Source organism: Natrinema versiforme, assembly GCF_005576615.1.
In the GTDB taxonomy this organism is placed as follows: Archaea; Halobacteriota; Halobacteria; order Halobacteriales; family Natrialbaceae; genus Natrinema; species Natrinema versiforme_A.
Map to the genome: position 1 here is coordinate 382,507 of NZ_CP040332.1, position 17,654 is coordinate 400,160.

A 17,654-nucleotide genomic window follows, 5' to 3' on the forward strand; every position below is an offset into this window, starting at 1 on the left:
ACGCCCGTGAGCGAACCGATACTCGAGACTGTGGAGTTACGGAAACAGTTCGGCAACCTGATCGCGAACGACGGGATCTCCCTGCAGGTCGAGGCGGGCGAGATCCACGGGATCATCGGCCCGAACGGGAGCGGCAAGTCGACGTTTTTCAACACGGTAACCGGGTTCTACGACGCCGACGGGGGGTCGGTCTACTTCGACGGGACCGACATCACCGACGCGTCGCCGGACGCGATCGCGCGACGCGGCCTCGGCCGGACGTTCCAGATCGCCTCTCCGTTCCGGGACCTCTCCGTCAGGGAGAACCTGCTGAGCGTCTACACCGCCGGCCTCCGCTCGGGACTCCGGATCACCGAGGGGAAACGCGAGCGCGCCCAAGAGATCATCGAGCGCCTCGAGATCGAACACATCGCCGACCACGAGGCCAGCGACATCAGCGGCGGCCAACAGCAACTCCTCGAGCTCGGACGGATCCTGATGCTCGACCCCCAGTGTATCATGCTCGACGAGCCGACTGCGGGGGTGAACCCGGCGTTGCAGAACCGAATTCTCGATCATCTGCACGAACTCAACGAGGAGGGGCAGACCTTCGTGATCATCGAACACGACATGAGCGTTATCTCCGGACTCACGGACCGCGTCACCGTCTTCGATCAGGGAAAGGTCGTGATGGACGGCGACTTCGAGACGGTGACCAGCGACGAGCGCGTCCGAGAGGCGTATCTCGGCGCGGAGACCGATCCCGACGCCGGACTCGGTGACGCACTCGGAGCCGGTTCCGACTCGAGTGCGGCCGCGGACCCGTCCGCGAGCGAGGCCAACGGCGGCGCGGCGACGGCGTCGGGGGGCGGCTCGAGCGCGGCGGCGACGGGTGCGAGCGCAACGACGCAGGTCGTCGAGACCGACGCCGATCTGATCGGCGAGCAGCGCCGACTCGTCGCGGACGACATCGTCACTGGCTACGGCAATCACACCGTGATCGACGACGTTTCCGTCGAGAGCCACGACGGCGTCACCTGCATCTTCGGCCCCAACGGCAGCGGGAAGTCGACGCTACTCAAAGCGCTCGTCGGCGCGGTCCCCGTCTGGTCGGGTTCGATCTCGCTCGGCGAGACGGATATCACCGAGACGAACGCCGCCGAGAACCTCCAACACGGCATGGTGATGCTCCCGCAGGACGGCGGCATCTTCGGCTCCCTGACAGTCAGGGAGAACCTCCTGCTCGGCGGATTCCGCGTCGACCGCGACGTTCGTCGCGAACGGCTCGACACCGTCCTCGAGGCGTTTCCCGATCTCGAGGACAAACTCGACGCGAAGGGCAGTTCCCTTTCGGGCGGCCAACAGATGATGCTGAGTTTCGGGCGGGCCATGATGACCGGCTCGGAGCTGTTCCTCCTCGACGAGCCGTCGGCGGGACTCTCCCCGGCGCTCGTCGACGACGTCTTCGAGATGACCCAGACGCTCGTCGAGCAGGGCGCACAGGTAATTCTCGTCGAACAGAACGTTCGCGAGGCGCTGCGAATCGCCGATTACGTCTACATTCTCGCACAGGGTCGTCTGCAGTTCGACGGCCCGGCGGCGGAACTGCTCGATGAAGACGAACTCGTCGAACTCTATCTCGGTCTCGAGTGATCCCCCGGCCTCCATCTGCTATTTCCAATCGCACCGCTTCTGTCGTATGTCCTCGTTTGGCAAACTTATATGTGGGTTGGTTCCAGATACCATTGTATGCGGAGGACTACCAGCCAATCGGATAGACGGTCGTTTATCAAGTACGTCGGTGCCGCGGGAACGCTCGGTCTCGCGGGGTGTGTCGGACAGGACCCCTCGGATGATGACGGAGACGGAAGCAGCGTTGTCATCGGATCGAACCACCCACTGAGCGGGAGCCTCGGCGGAACGGGGACGCGGATGGACAACGCGGTCCAGCTGGCCGCCATGATGAAGAACGACAACGGCGGCATCGAGTCGCTCGACGGCGCGGAACTCGAGGTCATCAGCGAGGACAATCAGGGGAATCAGGAACTCGGGGGCGAAGTGACCGACAGTCTCATCGACGACGGGGCCGACGTCATTACCGGCTGTTTCTCCTCCCCAGTCACTAACGCGGCGACGCGTGCGGCCGAGCGCGCCGGCGTTCCGTTCGTCATCTCCGTCTCCGTCGACGACGCGATCCTCCAAGACAACGACCTGCAGTACGCCTACCGACCGCAGCCGCCCGCGTCGCAGATGGCGGTCGACCACGCCGAGTTGATGCCACAGGTCATCCGCGACGCCGGACGGGATGTCCAGACGGCAGGGCTGTACTACATCAACATCGACTTCGGCCAATCGGTCCGGGACAGCCTCCGGGAGGAACTGCCGAACCAAGACATCGAAATCGTCGAGGAGGTCAGCATCGACTTCGGCGAGACGGCCGACACGGCGGTCACGCAACTGGCCGACGCGGACCCGGACGTCGTGATCGCGACGACCTACGAGGCGGAGACGGTCGAACTCGTCAGGGCGATGGACAACCAGGACTACGCGCCCCCGTTCATCGCCGGCTGTGCGAACGAGGCGCTCAACGACGTGGGCGCGCTCGAGGAGATGGGCGAGACCGTCGAGGGCGCGCTGCCGACGAACTTCGCGCTCAACCCCACTCTCGATCGTGCGAGCGAGGTTCGAGAGCGGTACGAAAGCGAGTTCGACGAATCGTTCGACGCCAACGTCGCGATGACCTACGCGGCGACGGAGGTCATCATCGCGGGCATCGAGGAAGCGGGCTCGAGCGATCCCGAGGATATCAACGACGCGCTCTCCGAGATCGAGGTCAGCGACCACATCGCGGCGATGCCGCCGATCTCGTTCGACGAGAACGGCGAGAACGAAAACGCCCTCGCACCGCTGTTCCAAGTCCAGGATCTCGACGATCGCGTCGTCTTCCCCGAAGAATACGCCGAGACCGAGATCGATCTGTAACCTCTCGATGATCGCAACGATGGGTTTCAGTTTCGATTCGGTGGCCGCGTTGCCTTCGATCGGCGGACTCGCGACCGAATCGGCGACGGTGGCGTTCATCCAACCGTCGACCGCGCTCCAGTTGCTAGCCTTCGCCGTCCTCCTCGGTGGCATCTACGGGCTCGTCGCGCTCGGTCTGACGATGATCTTCGGCGTGATGGACGTGATCAACTTCGCGCACGGGGCGATGATGGTCGTCGGCATGTACACGGTCTGGTGGACCGCGACGGCCTTCGGCCTGCACCCGATCCTGTCGATCCCGCTCGCCGTGCTCGGCCTGTTCGCGATCGGCGTCCTCGTCCACTTGACGACGATCTCGTCGATCATGGACGCCCCACAGGAGAACCAGCTGATCGTGACCTTCGGGATCATGCTGATTCTGATCAGCGCCATCGAGATCACGTTCTCGACCGATCCGCAGAGCCTCGGCCTCGGACTGGGTTCGGTCGCCATCGCCGGCGTCTTCCTCCCGCTTGGCCAGTTGTACGCCCTGCTCATCTCGATCTCGGCCGTGGTCGTCGTCTGGCTCTTCCTTCAGCGGACGCAGCTGGGACGAGCGATTCGCGGCACGGCCGACGACCGGACGGCCGCACAGTACGTCGGGATCAACGTGCCCCGGATCGATTACCTGACCTTCGGTATCGGTGCGGCGCTCGCCGGACTCGCGGGAGCGGTGATCCCGCTGTTCCAACAGATCAATCCGTACCTCGGGGATTCGTACCTGATCAACGCGTTCGTCATCGTTGTTCTCGGCGGACTCGGCTCGTTCCCCGGCGCGTTGCTGGGCGGGCTGATCGTCGGATTCGTCCACGTGTTCGGTCAGTACTTCCTCCCCGGATCGGGGTACCAGATCTCGATCTTCCTGATATTCATCCTCGTGTTATTACTCAAACCCGAGGGCCTGCTCGGCGGTGGTGTCAGTGAGTAACGCCGACGTCTCGAGTCGCCTCGATCAGGCCCGCCGACAGTACCGGACGTTTCAATCGAAGTGGTACGCGACGCCGGCGATACTCGCGGGTATCTTCGGACTGTTGCTCGTTTTGCCGCTGGTCCTCGACCTGTACTTCTTCGGGTTCAGTCTCGGGTCGTGGATCAGCGTTCACGTGCTGGTCATCACGCTCGTCTGGGCGACCGCGGCGCAGGGATGGAACGTGATGTCGGGGTACACCGGCCAGTTCTCGTTCGGGCACGCCGCGTTCTTCGGGCTCGGAGCCTACGGGACGATCCTGCTCCTGAACACGGCCGGACTGAACCCGTGGCTCGGCATGCTGATCGGCGCGACCGTCGCCAGCCTGTACGGGCTGCTCATCGGCGTGCTCTGCTTCCGGTACGACCTCCGCGGGCACTACTTCGCGCTCGCGACGCTCGCGTTCGCCGAACTCCTTCGGCACACGTTCAACACGTTCTCGCAACTCGGGGGCGCGAGCGGCTACTTCAAGCCGCTGCCCCGGTCGTACGGCGCGGAGTTCGGGTTCGCCGCGTTCCAGTTCCGGGAGACGCTTCCGTACTACTACATCATCCTCGGCTTCCTCGTCGTCGTCACGGCCGTCTCGCTCGCGATCAAGCAATCGCGGCTCGGCCTCTATCTGTTCGCGATCCGCGAAGACGAGAGTGCCGCCGCAGCCGTGGGTATCCCGACGTTCCGGTACAAACTCGTCGGCATCGGCGTGAGCGCGTTCTTCACGGCGTGGGCCGGCGCGTTCTGGGCGATGTATTTCGATACGATCCGCCCGGACACTGTCTACGAACTGCTCGTCAACGTCGAGATCCTGTTGCCGGCGATCGTCGGCGGCGTCGGGACCGTTATCGGCCCCATCGTCGGCGCGTTCGTCGTGATTCCGCTCAGCGAGGTCGCCCGGCAGTCCGTCGACATCACCGGCTTCGACCGGGTCATCTACGGACTGTTGCTGGTCGGTATCGTCCTCTACAGTCCGCAGGGGGCGATCTCGTGGCCGCGACGGGCCGTCGAACTGCTCGGCGCGTACGGGCCGTCGAAGCGAAACGCCTCGGCGACGGCCGACGACGACGAATGACCGCCGACGAATCGCTCGCGTCGTTCGTCGCTACCCTCTCTCCGGACGACGTTCCCCCGCCGGTTCGCGACCACGTCGGCCTCGTCGTCGCCGACACGGTCGGCACGATCGTCGGCGGGTCGACGACGGACCCCGTCGCGTCGCTCCGGCGCAGATACGCCGACCGATCAGACGGTCCCGCGACCGTTCTCGGGACGACGGCGACGCTTCCCGGCCACCAGACCGCGACGCTCAACGGGATCGCCGGAACCGTCCTCGAGCTCGACGAGGGGCACAAACTGGCCGCCGGACACCCGGCGATCCACGTCCTGCCCGCGGTGCTCGCCGTCGCCGAGGCCGATGGCGGTACCGCCGAAGCCGCCTCGACGGCGTTCGTCGCCGGCTACGAGACGGCCGTCCGCGTCGCGCAAGCCTGCCGGCCGCTCGCAGAGGGATACCACCCGCACGGCGTCTGGGGCGTCGTCGGCGCGGCCGCCGCGGTCGCCAATTACGAGGGACTGGACGCGGACGAAACCGCCAACGCACTCCGTATCGCCGCGAACCACGCCCAACACACCCGATTCGAAGCGGCGATCGAAGGAGCGACTGTCAGAGACACGTACGCCGGGATGAACGCGCCCGACGCGATCGCCGTGGTCGGTCATGCCCGAAGTGGCTTTTCCGGTCTCGAGGACGGTCTCGCTCGCCACCTCGAGCGGGCGAGCGACGGCCCGATCGAGTTCCCCGCAGATCTCTCGCTGGGCGAGCGGTGGACGGTGACCGAGGGCTACTTCAAAATCCACGCGGCCTGCCGGTACACCCATCCCACGCTCGATGCAATCGATGCACTGGAGTCGACGGAGCCGATCGATCCCGAGGCGCTCGAGCGCATCACGGTCGAAACGTATCCCGCCGCGGCGACGCTCACCGATCCGAGCCCCGAGAATCGCCTCGCTGCGAAGTTCTCGATTCCGTTCGCCGTCGCGACGCGACTCCGTCGCGGACACGCCGGCAAGTCGGCGTTCGAGCCCGCGGCGCTCGACGCAGCGACCGAGAGACTGGCACGGCTCGTCGAGGTCGACTCGACGCCGAAATTCACGTCGGCACTGCCCGACTCGCGAGGAGCACGCGTAACGGTCGTACTCGCCGACGGGAGCGAACGAACCGCAACGATCGACCATGCACGCGGCGGCGTGGAGCGTCGGTTTTCGGAGGACCGACTCCGAGAGAAGTTCCACTCGCTCGTCGATCCGACGCTCGGGCGCGAGGCCGCGACGGACGCGTGGGTGACGCTTCGGGACTGCTGGTCGGGGGACGTCGATCGACTCTGTCGGACCGTCGTCCCCGCCTCCGACGCGTAGTTCTATTCGCTTTCCGTTTTCGGGGTCGGTTCGTGCGGATGAATAGTTTGAAATCAGAGAGCTGGCTCAATACATATCTCGAGAAATACTTCTGAAATAGTCTGGTTGCCGCGCTTTTGGCGTCGAGCTCCGAGTTCACGTCGGTGGAGTAGCGTTCGGAGTCGTCGTCTGCTGTCGACGAGAAACACCACACCCTCTGGAGTATTTTCTCTCACATATTCGAGTGTGGACCACTCCGTGGGGGCGGTCACAGTTGCCGAATCGGGCCGTATACAGCGACTACTGTTCGTTCCGTGATCGACACATGGATGACACTCGAGCGGAATCTCGAGTCGAATCGTCGTCTCGTCGACTGCAACGCGATTCGGATTCACGTCAATTCTGGTCTGGACATCACGCGTGTGAACCAGATCGTGAGCCATGCTGTGCCTCTTCTCAATGCCAGACTCTCTACTTCTCTAACTGTTTTTGAAAGTGATAGCTTGGGGGGATAGATCGATACTACGCTCTCAGTTCTTCCCCGACATGATCGTACACAGGAGTACGTTTAATTCACAACTCCTGTCTCAATGACACCTGGCTCTCGAAACGGTTCTTCTGGCGTGTAAGCGCGGCGACGAAGGTCAGGGGTCGGAACTCGCGCAGGCCGTACTCGATGTCGCGAAGTCGTCACACGCTCGAGTGGTGGTCGCCTTCGTATTCACGGAAGACGAATACGAGAACACCAAAATGGGCCTCGGTGTCGATGACGAGGCTGAGGTCACGCCCGAGCGAATAGCGACCCAACACGGCACGTTCCGCACCATCGGTGATCGGTTCGACGCCGAAGGACTCGATTACGAATTGCGGATCGACATCGGCCCGCACGCGACCACCATCGTCGATCTCGCGGCCGATGCGGACCGCGTCGTCATTGGGGGCCAAAAGCGGTCGCCGACCGGGAAGGCGCTTTTCGGCTCGGCGACACAGGAAGTGATGCTTGACGCGCCGTGTCCGGTCACGTTCATCCGCCGCGGTTAACGCGTTTCTCTGGCGGTTAAGGACTTGAGTGTGTTCTCGAGAGAGTACCCCTTTTGGCAGTATCCAGTTCCCCCACAGAGACGTGATAAGTAGTGCTGTTCACGGTAGCTCAGCGGTCACTTCCGGCGAGTTGCAAGGCACACGAGGTGGAGGGTACCGAAGGCGATCCGGACGTCAGTGTCGTATCGATGTCGGTACAGGGACCGTGGTACTCACAAGTACACTCATATCGACGATTACCGTCAGCAGACGCGGCCTGCTCATTCCTGCCCGTCAGTCTCGTCGGTATGGACCGCCGTCGCGTCGGTACCGCAGATGTCGACGTCGGTGTCGGGTGCGGCGAGATCGAGCGGTTCTCCCTCCAGATCAGCTTTCAGCAGGCGGAGCCGTTGGGCAGTCTCGGCGCCGACGAACTGTTTCACCGTCTCGAACTCGAGTTGGTCGTCGTAGTACTTCGTTGCCACCCGTTCCTGAAACGTCTCGCTCCCGGTGGTTTCCTCGAGGTATTCGCAGATGGCTTCGACGAGAAGGTCCGTTCGGTCCGTGTCGAAGAGATCCGCGATCGCGTCGAGTCGTTCGACGAGGTATTCTGGTGACTGGAAGTGAACTCGTCGGAGTTCATCGTTCCCGCCCATTCTACGCATATACTTCGCACACAGGCCGATAACGGTTTTGCCCGGATACACGGCCGTGTTTAGTTAAGCGTGAAAAGTGAGGCGGTACGATTGTATGCTGGTCTATGGCAAAAATCGACCGCCTCAACGGTTGTAGCGACTGGATCGATTTGAGTGTTGTGGAGCGAGAACGGACACCGCGTCGGCTGATGGGGCTCGGTATTCGACTTCACCTTGCCGGATTGTCTCTTTCGAATACCGTTCGAGAACTCGAGAGGTTCGGTGTCGAGCGATCGCGGAAGGCTGTTCACGATTGGGTACAGAAAGCTGATCTACAGCCAGCAACTGACACGACTCCGAATCACATTTCGCTCGACGAAACCGTGATTCGGATCGATGATCACCAGTATTGGCTGTACGCTGCAGTCGATCCTGAAACGAACAAGATTCTCCATATACGGCTGTTTTCAACGACTACAACCGCATTGACTGAACGCTTTCTACGAGAATTACCCGAGAAACATGATGTCGAAGACGCTGTGTTTCTCGTCGACGGAGCACAGCATCTCCAGACAGCACTCCGCCGACATGGGCACCGATTTCGATACGAAAAACATGGAAATCGAAACGCTGTTGAACGTATCTTCCGAGAGATAAAACGACGTACCTCCTCGTTTTCAAACTGTTTTAGTCACGTCAAACCATCAACCGCAGAATCGTGGCTCCAAGCTTTCGCCGTCTGGCAGAATGCTACAAACTAAACACGACCCTCAGCGACTCACGGAATTTGAAGTCGTTTGAGATACCGATGATCCCGACCTTCGATTCCTCCAGATTTCCGTTGGCTCGAGCGCGTGGGATCTGGTACAGAATCGAATCATCGTCGATGTGATCGACCTCGTCGAATACGATGATGACGGTGCCTCCGATCGCGTCGAGTTCCTCCCAAAGCCATTCGTTGACTTGTCGTCGGGGATAATCCGGTCGGCTTCAAATGATCCTCTGGGTCGCGGAGATCGTTGATTAGTTGAATCGCGACCTGAGAGCTCGTACTCAGATCCTCGCAGTTCGTACGGATCGTCGTGAGATCGACATCGAATTCAGCCGCGTCGTCTTTGAGTTCCCGAAGAAGATAGCGCGTACAGGCGGTTTTCCCAACGCCGGCTTTGCCATAGAGAAATATATTCGCAGGCTAATCGTCGTTGATGGCGGGCTGCAGGGCCGAAATATACTGCTGTAGCTCTTCATCGCGACCGACAATCTCCTCTGGTTGGTAATCTTCCCGGAGGACATCTCGCTCCTGAAAGATATCCGTGTCAGGCTGGAACAAGCCCATAGTGATGAAAGCGATGTTCGACGCCCTCGAGATCGAGGGTGCGGAGGTGCCGGAGTTCGATAGAACCGCCGAGAACTCTCTACTGGTGGAGGTTCCAACTACGTGACTGTGAGAATGGTTATCACCATCAGGCCCGGGGTTTAATTAACTGGGTATTGGCGATTACCTATGACGGATGGAACGGCCGAAGACGAGTGGGAGTACACAGGCGCCGACCTCTTCGTCGACGCGCTTGAGTCCTACGACGTCGACTACGTGTTCGGGAACCCAGGTACGACAGAACTCCCAGTACTGGAGGCGATCGGACAGACCGATCTCGAGTACGTGCTAGGGGCCCACGAAGACGTCGCGGTCGGGATGGCCTCGGGATACGCGCAAACGCGGCGATACCACGCGCATCACGACGACTCGGTCAACCCCGTCGGCGTCGTAAACCTGCACATCGCGCCCGGACTGGCGCACGGTCTGGGAAACATCTACGCCGCCAAGCGGGCGGGCGCACCCGTCGTCGTCACTGCCGGCAACCAGAGCACCGATTTCCGTCACGAGGAACCGGCCCTAGCGGGGGAACTTGCCGATCTGGCCGACCAGTTCTGCAAGTGGTCCGACGAAGTGCTCGATGTCGAAGCGTTGCCGACGATGCTCCGGCGAGCGTTCCGGGTCGCGCTAACGCCGCCGACCGGCCCGGTCTTTCTCGGCCTGCCGCTGGACGTGATGATGGCGGAGACGGACGCCGACCCCGAGCGTCTGGGCGAGATTCCCAACGCGGGGAGCGGCGACCCGGCGCAACTCGAGCGCGCCGCCGACCTGCTCGTCGACGCCGACAGCGACGACGTAGCGATCGTCGTCGGCGATCAGATCGCTCGCTCCGGTGAGGAAGCCGTCGCCGCTGCGGTCGAACTCGCGGAGTCGACAGGCGCCCATGTCTACGGCGAAATCCACGCGAGTGAGATCGACTTTGCGACCGATCACGAGCAGTGGATCTCGTACGTTCCGCCGGACGAAGAGCGTGCGGCGGAGCTGCTGGACGCCGACACGATCCTGTTTGCCGGGACATCGACGAACACGACACTGACGCGTCACGAACAACCGCTGGTCGATCCCGACACGACCTGCGTTCACGTCGGGGACGACGCCTGGGAAGTGGGCAAGAACCATCCCGCCGACGCGGCGGTCGTCGGCGACCTCGGGCTGGTCCTGCAGGAACTCATCGAACGCATCCGGCCGAACATCTCCGAGGAGACGGTCGCGGCGCGACTCGAAACGGTGCGCGATATCAAAGAGACAGTCGACGACAGGTTAGCCGGCGTCGGCGAGGGAGACGCCGAGGACGATCCCCGCCCGTCGAAAGCACAGCTCATCGACACGATGAAACGGGTCGCGGACGGCGCCTACGTCGTCGACGAGAGCGTCACGTCGATGTTTCCCATCAAAACGCGCTGGGACTTCGATCCGGAACAGTACGTCACCAACAAAGGTGGCGGCCTCGGCTACGGCCTCCCCGCGTCGATCGGCGGGGCGATCGCCGAACGCCAGCGAGACAATCCGCGCGAGGTGATCGGTTTCGTCGGCGACGGGTCCTACCTCTACTACCCGAACGCGATCTACAGCGCGGCGCGCTACGACCTCGATCTCACCGTCGTCGTTGCCGACAACCGCAACTACCGGATCCTGAAGGACAACACGCTCGACCTACTGGGCGGTGACGAGGAGGACCACGAGTTCGTCGGCATGGACTTCGACCCACGGGTCGACATCGTACAGAACGCCGAAAGCCACGGGGGGCGCGCAGAACTCGTGAAGGATCCCGATGAGATCGAACAAGCGCTCGAGGACGCACTCGCCCGCGATGGCATTGACGTGCTCGACGTGCTGGTGCACGATTGAACCGTATGAGCTCCGCTCGCGGCGACGGCGCCGCACGCTCACTGGCCGCGCCGGCTAGCCAGTCCTCCGATTAGCGCTAATTCCGGAAGAACTACTAATAACTTCTATAACTAATCATTCGACACTTACTTCGATGTGAGAAAAATCTTTAACCGTAGACTGGTGGCAAATACACCTGCATGAGTACAACTGACCGGCAACCCCTCGACGGAGTGAGCGTCGGAATTCTCGTCGCGCAGGAAGGCACTGAAGAAGTCGAGTTCACCGAACCAAAAGAGACCGTTTCAGACGCCGGTGCCGACGTCGTCGATAATCGCGAGCTGACTTCCTACGCCAGTCTACGGACGGAGGTCGAGAACGCGGGAGGCGAATGGACCGATCAGGAGGTCGTCGTCGGCGACGGCGTCGTGACGAGCCGCAACCCCGACGATCTGGACGCGTTTATGGACGCGATCGTCGAGGAGTTCGCAGCGGCCTCTGAGTAACCGCGTGACGCCCGAACTTCACAGACATGACTGAAATCGGATTTACCCTTTCGAGCGAAGAGCACCACCCGAACGATCTGGTCGAGTACGCGACGCGGGCCGAAGCGATCGGCTTCGATTTCCTCTCGATCTCGGACCACTTCCACCCGTGGATCAGCGCGCAAGGCGACGCGCCGTTCGTCTGGTCGACGCTCGGCGGTGTCGCTGCAGCGACGGACGAGATCGATGTCGGCGTGGGCGTCTCGGCGCCGATCGTACGCATCCACCCGGCGATCTACGCGCAGGCAGCCGCGACGACGGCAGCGATGTTCGACGATCGGCAGTTCTTCGCCGGCGTCGGGACGGGCGAACTGCTCAACGAGCATGTCCTCGGCGATCGCTGGCCAGAGCACGAAGTCCGCCTGGAGATGCTCGAGGAGGCGGTTGAGGTGATCGACGAGCTCTGGACGGGCCAACAGGTCAGTCACCGCGGCGAACATTATACCGTCGAGAACGCGAAGCTGTTCACGCTCCCCGAGGAACGGCCGCCGATCTGCGTGTCGGCGTACGGCGAGCGCGCCGCGAAAGCGGCAGCCGATTTCGGCGACGGGTTCTGGTCGGTCGGCCCCCAAGACGTCGTCGAGACGTGGGAACAACACGGCGGGGAGGGTCCCCGTTTTTGCCAACTCCAAGCCTGCGTCGCCGACAGCGAGGACGAGGCCGTCTCCACCGCACACGAACAGTGGCCGATAGCGGGTCTGAAGGGGGAACTGAACTCCGTCTTGCCGACGCCGAAACACTTCGAGCAGGCGACACAGATGGTTTCGGAAGAGGATATCGCGGAGAGCAGCATCATGACCGGACCGGACGCCCAACAACACATCGACGCGATTCAGGGGGCGATCGACACTGGGTACGATCACGTCTACGTAATGCAGATCGGGGACGACCAGGACGCCCTCCTGGAGATGTACCGAGAAGAAGTCCTTCCGTCGTTCTCGTGAGCGGCTTCAGAGATTCCGAGGCTGTCGTGACTGAGTCGGCGCGCTCGCGTTACCATCGGTCTAACCTTCGAAAAAGATCTGAAAGAGAGGTTTTTCACCCTTCGTTGTGAAACGTCCCTTCACGGTAGCCGGGGGTGATGCCGTTCGTTGCTCCATTGGCACACCGAGGGTAATACGCAGGTTTCGCTTGTAGGCGGGGGAGGGATGACCGCCTTCCAACCACATCTCTGGTAAAATATTATTTCGCAGGCGGAGGACAAATTCTGCGGCGTTATTTCAGGGTAGAGTATTTACGATCGGATAGTATCCGCGTGGACCGTTGATTCAGGAGACACAAATGTAGGTAATCTCTGCTCCGCCTTTCGATTCCGCGCTATTTAGTCACAACCTCGGAGGATGGAGTGATGAGTACCTTTCTCCCAGCACCACGTAGGCCGACTACGTCTGGCCGATGGCCCGGTTGGGACTCGAGGACGTCTCGTTCGCCAAGGCCGGCCCGGATCCGCTCCGGGTTGGGTCACGTGTCGATGGTAAGGTTCTGTTCTACCTCCGACCGTGGTTCTCCATCTTGGCGTATGCAGTCTGGATCGTTGTACCCCCGCAATCGGCTATCGGCGGTTCAGTTCCGCGGACTTGGACTGACATCCTCCCACAGCTAAAGCCGTGGGTTCTCCACTGGGGGTTGAACCCATGCTAATCGTCGCCGGAGATAGGTAAGAGTGGAGAGCAAGGCCGCAAGGTAACCTCCTCCTCGCCCTAAACGGCGAGGCTTCCTACGGCACCGCGCCGCTAGGTTGGGATATTTGCTGTTTTGTAACTAGGCCGGTATGACAGGGCTACTGGCGTTCACGAGAACGGAGTTCTCTGTCATCGTGAAACGGCTTCGCCGTTTTGGACGACCTCACGAAGGAATCCTCGCGCTTCGGGGGAGGAAGCTGTCAAATATATCGGGTACCGTTCTGGGTGAGAATCGACGTTGGCTGGCTCAAGTACAATCAAATCTGCACGAGAGATGAACTAGGTGAGTGGGAACAGTGACGAGACGAGTAGCGTCGTGATCAATCCTGAAACGGAGATAACCGTTGTCAGTACAGTCCAAGTCTGCAACGTCTCTTCCTGCGTAAGTCCGCCGATTTCCTTCACAAGCCAAAATCCAGAATCGTTATACCAGGAGAAGATGTTGCCACCGGCTCCGATGACCATGACGAGATATGCTGGATTAACCGAAAGCTGACCGACGAGGGGAGCCATAATTCCAGCCGCAGTTAGCATCGCGGCAGTCGCCGATCCCTGTGCGATCCGGACGATTGCAGCAATCAACCAAGCTGTAACTAGTAGTCCAACTCCAACCTCTTGGAGAGCATTTGCGAGGTAGTCGCCGACGCCAGACGCTGCAAGCATCGCACCGAACGCTCCGCCGGAAGCCGTGATCGCAGCGATATTACCACCACTCTTCAATGCTTCCGTTAATTCTTCGCTCCATTCGCTCGTTGTCATCTCAGTATGCCGATATAGCGAGTATGCAGCGACAACAGCAGCAAGCATCAACGCGACGTTTTGCTCGCCGAGAAAGACGACGACTGGCTCGATCAGTTCGAGTGAAGGATATACCTCTTGAAACGCATCTACGACGGTGTACGAACCGATGAGACCGACGGCGACTATGATCGGAGCGAGCGATTCCACCATCCCAGGGAGCGTGCTAGTCGGCCGGTCGGCGACTTCTTGAAGTTCTTCGGTCGTCGTCGACATCGTGTCTCGGAGCGGAATATCGAGACGGGCATTGATCCACCGACCATAGATGAGCCCGGCAAGGATCGCTGCTGGAATAGCTGTTATTATTCCGATGAGAATTGTCACACCGAGATTGCTACCGACTTCTGATGCGACTGCGAGCGGTCCGGGTGTCGGCGGAACGAACACGTGAGCAGTCGCCGCCCCAGACCCGACGGCGACCAAGAACAACGTGTAATCCCGTCCTACACGAGCACGCATTGACCGTGCGAGAGGAGCCATAAGGAATAACACGCTATCGAAGAATACTGGAATTGCGAGCACGGAACTACTACCGAGTAGTGAGATATCGGAGTTTTCCTCGCCGAGGACGTTCTGAAATCCGCGAACGACTCGCTGAGCGGCACCGCTTTCCAGCATTGATTTGCCAATAACGGCCGCGGCAAGGATTGGAATACCGATCCCAGTCATATTGGACCCGAAGGCCTCTGCGACTGCCGTAGCAGCTTCAGCCGGTGTGAAGTCAGCCACGAATATTGCGTTGATCACTCCGACACTGAATGCTGCGAGGATCAACCCGATGAACGCAGGAAAGTCGATCCAGACGAGCAATACGATAACAATGAACAGTCCCAGGAGAAACGTTACCAGAGGACTGTGCGCAAAGTCAACTACTTGTAACGGGAACGGCCCCATGTGCCACCACCATTCCAGAGTCAAGAACGTATATGTTCTGATTAGTCCTACATTAGTGAATTATTTGACCAATAGTAGCAAGAGAAGGGCAGCATACTTTGCGTGTACGGTGACTTTATAGAGGATATGGAGCAAGCACTTGTAGTAGTTGACCCAACGGAGGCAGCCAAGGAACTCGCACATGAGGCGGGGTCGCTTATCGAAGGCGTTGATGCAACTGCTGTGCTGATTCATGCGACGACCCATGATGAATACGCCGCTCGCAAGCAAGCGATGTCGACAATCGCTAGCTCACCGAGTGAGTATACGACCGATGATGCCCGCGAAGGAGCGGCACAGTTCGCACAAGATATCGCAGACGAAGTCCTTTCTGAATTCAAAATCCAGTACGAAACCGCCGGCTATGTCGGCAAAAAGGGTGATGTCGTTCTTCAAGCTGCCGAAGAATACGACTGTGATCATATCTTCCTTCCAGGCCGCAAACGCTCACCCACTGGAAAGGCCTTGTTTGGGGATGCAACACAGAAGGTTCTTTTAGACTATGATGGCCCGGTCACGGTCGTTACAAACTGAGTGAACTGCCTTCGGGGTCAAGTGGTTCGAGGGAGCAAATCTCTCTCGTCATCACGGAAGATCGAAGATCTTCCGAATGACCCCGAGACTTCCCGTGGATTAGTCGGACACTCCCGCGATACCATCGGTCTGATACCCTCGAAGGTGTCGTGGGTCACGGTCGGGGCGTCCACGGCCCCCGATGCCTGCCGTCGCACCTTCCTGACTTGGGGAAGGCTGTTGAGAGCAGGTACATTCCAATCCAGTTTCTCAACGCCTTTCACGGCGATGTTGACGCTTGCACCACGATCGCTGTGGTCTTGATGGTCACACTCCCGATACTTGAACCGCTTCTTGCTAGTATCGGCCACGACCGTTCGGAGCTGCGGGCAACCGCTCATCGATCGTCGTCTGCGGTGTCGACCGCCGTCGCATCCCCGTCGTAGATGCCGACATCGTTGGGAGCGGAGATATCGAGTGGTTCATCCTCGAGGTCCGCCTTGAGCAGGCAGAGTCGTTGCGCGGCCTCAGCGCCGACCAGTTGCTTGACGGTCTCAAACTCGAGTTGGTCGTCGTCGTACTTCGTCGCGGCGAGTTCCTGAAACATCTCGCTGTCAGCGGTCTCTTCGATGTACTCCGACCTGAACAATCAATAATCGATCGAAGCGAACACAGTGAGGGCGACGATAGCAGCCAGACCGGCGATGCCGAGGAATGCTTCGTCGAAGTATCCTTGCTCGGCGATCGCCCCGAAGAGGACCGGACTCAACGCGCCGAGCGCGAGATAGACTGTCCGAAGCGCACCTAAATTCGTTCCCTGTGTTCCCTCCGGAAGTCGCCGAGTGAGATCTGATATCACGATTGTTTCGAATCCCAGAAGACTACTCGCTAGCACAGTCACGGGGACGAACAGCCACACTGCTTCGACGAACGGAAGCGCGGCAAGAGCCAGACTTGCCACACTCATGAGTGCTAACAGCGGAATTCGAACGCCGATACTATCGTAGGCCCGACCCGCAACGGGCTTCATCAAGATACCGAGCGCGAAAAAGAAGCCGAACAGAGCGGTTGTGATCCGTGCTGAGGCCCCCTTCACGTCGATCAAATACGTCGGATAGAAGCCCATGAATGCCTGAATGATTACGGCCCAGAGTACGAGTAAGATGGTTCCTCGCAGCACAATCGGTTGAGACAACGTTGAGAGAATATCTCCGAGCGCGATAGACTCGCGGAGTGATGTCGCTGCTGACATCCGTTTTGGAAGCGTCGCCCAGAGACCAACTGCAGCGAGCAGGAAAAGCGGAACGGTGAGCCCGAATCCGTACTGCCAGGCCATTGCGGTCGCAATGAATCCAGCAGCGGGTGGCATCACTGCGTTCCCGATATCGCCAGCAGCCATCGTCGCACCCGTCGCTGTGCCGAGTTGCTCGGAATAGGTCTTCTCCAAAATCGTGAACCTCGAGACGCCGTACAGTGCTGTCCCCGCGCCGAACAACGCTGTCGCTGAAAACAGAATGACCGCCGAGTCCGCGACGATAACGAGCGCGAGCATCGCCGCGGCGAGGAGCGAACTGGTGATCAATAGTGGACGTTCTCCTATCCAGTCAGCGAGGATTCCACCAGGAAGTTGGCCAGACGCATACGCGATCCAGAGGACCGTCAAGAGGAATCCAGATGTCGTCAGTGTAAGATCGTACGTGCCGCGAATATGTGGTAACACCGCCGGATAGATCATCCGAACGCTGATCGATAGGAACCAGCCGAAGGCAACGGCGAGTAGAATCTTCCCGCGTCCACCACTCCAGAGTTCACCAACCGCGCGTTCCACTGCCGGAATGTAGCGCACAGTGGTGGGTTTCTGGTCGCAGTATTCAGTCTTATTATTTGTACGGGAAATCGCCTCAGGGTCAAGTGGTTCGAGACGTCTTCGGCATCTCATCATCACGGAAGATCCAAGATCTTCCGAACGACCCG

General features: G+C 60.2%; 14 protein-coding genes and 3 pseudogenes. 11 read left to right on the forward strand and 6 right to left on the reverse strand.

The window, feature by feature from the left end; all coding sequences use genetic code 11:
- Positions 1-6: 6 nt before the first annotated feature.
- The 6 genes from FEJ81_RS22665 to FEJ81_RS22690 all read left to right on the forward strand — a co-directional run bounded on the left by FEJ81_RS22665 (position 7) and on the right by FEJ81_RS22690 (position 7,393).
- The gene (locus FEJ81_RS22665; RefSeq protein WP_175416552.1) at positions 7-1,632 is read left to right on the forward strand and encodes an ATP-binding cassette domain-containing protein; all 1,626 of its coding nucleotides are present in this window, start codon (positions 7-9) and stop codon (positions 1,630-1,632) included.
- 96 nt (positions 1,633-1,728) lie between these two features.
- Complete coding sequence (locus FEJ81_RS22670; protein WP_138247450.1) at positions 1,729-2,961, forward strand: ABC transporter substrate-binding protein; 1,233 nt, start codon at positions 1,729-1,731, stop codon at positions 2,959-2,961.
- Between the two features lie 19 nt (positions 2,962-2,980).
- Positions 2,981-3,928 (forward strand): branched-chain amino acid ABC transporter permease, encoded by a 948-nt coding sequence (locus tag FEJ81_RS22675; RefSeq protein WP_138247451.1) that lies wholly within the window; start codon positions 2,981-2,983, stop codon positions 3,926-3,928.
- On the forward strand, positions 3,921-5,033 hold the full coding sequence (locus tag FEJ81_RS22680; RefSeq protein WP_138247452.1) for a branched-chain amino acid ABC transporter permease: 1,113 nt from the start codon (positions 3,921-3,923) through the stop codon (positions 5,031-5,033). The genes FEJ81_RS22675 and FEJ81_RS22680 overlap by 8 nt, the downstream gene beginning before the upstream one ends.
- A complete protein-coding gene (locus FEJ81_RS22685; protein ID WP_138247453.1) occupies positions 5,030-6,373 on the forward strand; it encodes an MmgE/PrpD family protein in 1,344 nt (447 codons plus the stop codon). Before FEJ81_RS22680 ends, FEJ81_RS22685 begins: the two co-directional genes overlap by 4 nt.
- A gap of 684 nt (positions 6,374-7,057) precedes the next feature.
- The gene (locus FEJ81_RS22690) at positions 7,058-7,393 is read left to right on the forward strand and encodes a universal stress protein (protein WP_324618344.1); all 336 of its coding nucleotides are present in this window, start codon (positions 7,058-7,060) and stop codon (positions 7,391-7,393) included.
- Positions 7,394-7,653: 260 nt separating this feature from the next.
- Here the strand turns inward: FEJ81_RS22690 and FEJ81_RS22695 are convergent, their stop codons facing one another.
- Entirely contained in the window at positions 7,654-8,028 is a 375-nt protein-coding gene (locus FEJ81_RS22695) for a ribbon-helix-helix domain-containing protein (protein ID WP_138247455.1), read from the reverse strand.
- Between the two features lie 104 nt (positions 8,029-8,132).
- Between FEJ81_RS22695 and FEJ81_RS22700 the strand changes: the two genes are divergently transcribed.
- Positions 8,133-8,768 carry an IS6 family transposase gene (locus FEJ81_RS22700; protein ID WP_138247456.1) on the forward strand — a complete coding sequence of 212 codons (636 nt, stop codon included), beginning with the start codon at positions 8,133-8,135 and terminating at the stop codon, positions 8,766-8,768.
- Between the two features lie 10 nt (positions 8,769-8,778).
- Here the strand turns inward: FEJ81_RS22700 and FEJ81_RS22705 are convergent.
- Positions 8,779-9,343, reverse strand: a pseudogene (locus tag FEJ81_RS22705) (AAA family ATPase); the annotation flags it as partial.
- Between the two features lie 168 nt (positions 9,344-9,511).
- Between FEJ81_RS22705 and FEJ81_RS22710 the strand changes: the two are divergent.
- The 3 genes from FEJ81_RS22710 to FEJ81_RS22720 all read left to right on the forward strand — a co-directional run bounded on the left by FEJ81_RS22710 (position 9,512) and on the right by FEJ81_RS22720 (position 12,698).
- A complete protein-coding gene (locus FEJ81_RS22710; RefSeq protein WP_138247457.1) occupies positions 9,512-11,230 on the forward strand; it encodes a thiamine pyrophosphate-binding protein in 1,719 nt (572 codons plus the stop codon).
- Between the two features lie 179 nt (positions 11,231-11,409).
- Positions 11,410-11,715 carry a DJ-1/PfpI family protein gene (locus tag FEJ81_RS22715; RefSeq protein ID WP_138247458.1) on the forward strand — a complete coding sequence of 102 codons (306 nt, stop codon included), beginning with the start codon at positions 11,410-11,412 and terminating at the stop codon, positions 11,713-11,715.
- Positions 11,716-11,741: 26 nt separating this feature from the next.
- Positions 11,742-12,698, forward strand: coding sequence for a TIGR03557 family F420-dependent LLM class oxidoreductase (locus FEJ81_RS22720; protein WP_138247459.1), 957 nt, complete (start codon positions 11,742-11,744; stop codon positions 12,696-12,698).
- 1,017 nt (positions 12,699-13,715) lie between these two features.
- Here FEJ81_RS22720 and FEJ81_RS22725 read toward each other — a convergent pair.
- The gene (locus FEJ81_RS22725) at positions 13,716-15,128 is read right to left on the reverse strand and encodes a GntP family permease (protein ID WP_138247460.1); all 1,413 of its coding nucleotides are present in this window, start codon (positions 15,126-15,128) and stop codon (positions 13,716-13,718) included.
- Between the two features lie 126 nt (positions 15,129-15,254).
- Between FEJ81_RS22725 and FEJ81_RS22730 the strand changes: the two genes are divergently transcribed.
- Entirely contained in the window at positions 15,255-15,701 is a 447-nt protein-coding gene (locus tag FEJ81_RS22730) for a universal stress protein (RefSeq protein WP_138247461.1), read from the forward strand.
- A gap of 99 nt (positions 15,702-15,800) precedes the next feature.
- Here the strand turns inward: FEJ81_RS22730 and FEJ81_RS24070 are convergent.
- The 3 genes and pseudogenes from FEJ81_RS24070 to FEJ81_RS22745 all read right to left on the reverse strand — a co-directional run.
- Positions 15,801-16,042: pseudogene (locus tag FEJ81_RS24070) on the reverse strand (RNA-guided endonuclease TnpB family protein); the annotation flags it as partial.
- Positions 16,043-16,077: 35 nt separating this feature from the next.
- Positions 16,078-16,317, reverse strand: a pseudogene (locus FEJ81_RS22740) (hypothetical protein); the annotation flags it as partial.
- Between the two features lie 12 nt (positions 16,318-16,329).
- Entirely contained in the window at positions 16,330-17,526 is a 1,197-nt protein-coding gene (locus tag FEJ81_RS22745; protein ID WP_138247462.1) for an MFS transporter, read from the reverse strand.
- Positions 17,527-17,654 lie beyond the last annotated feature (128 nt).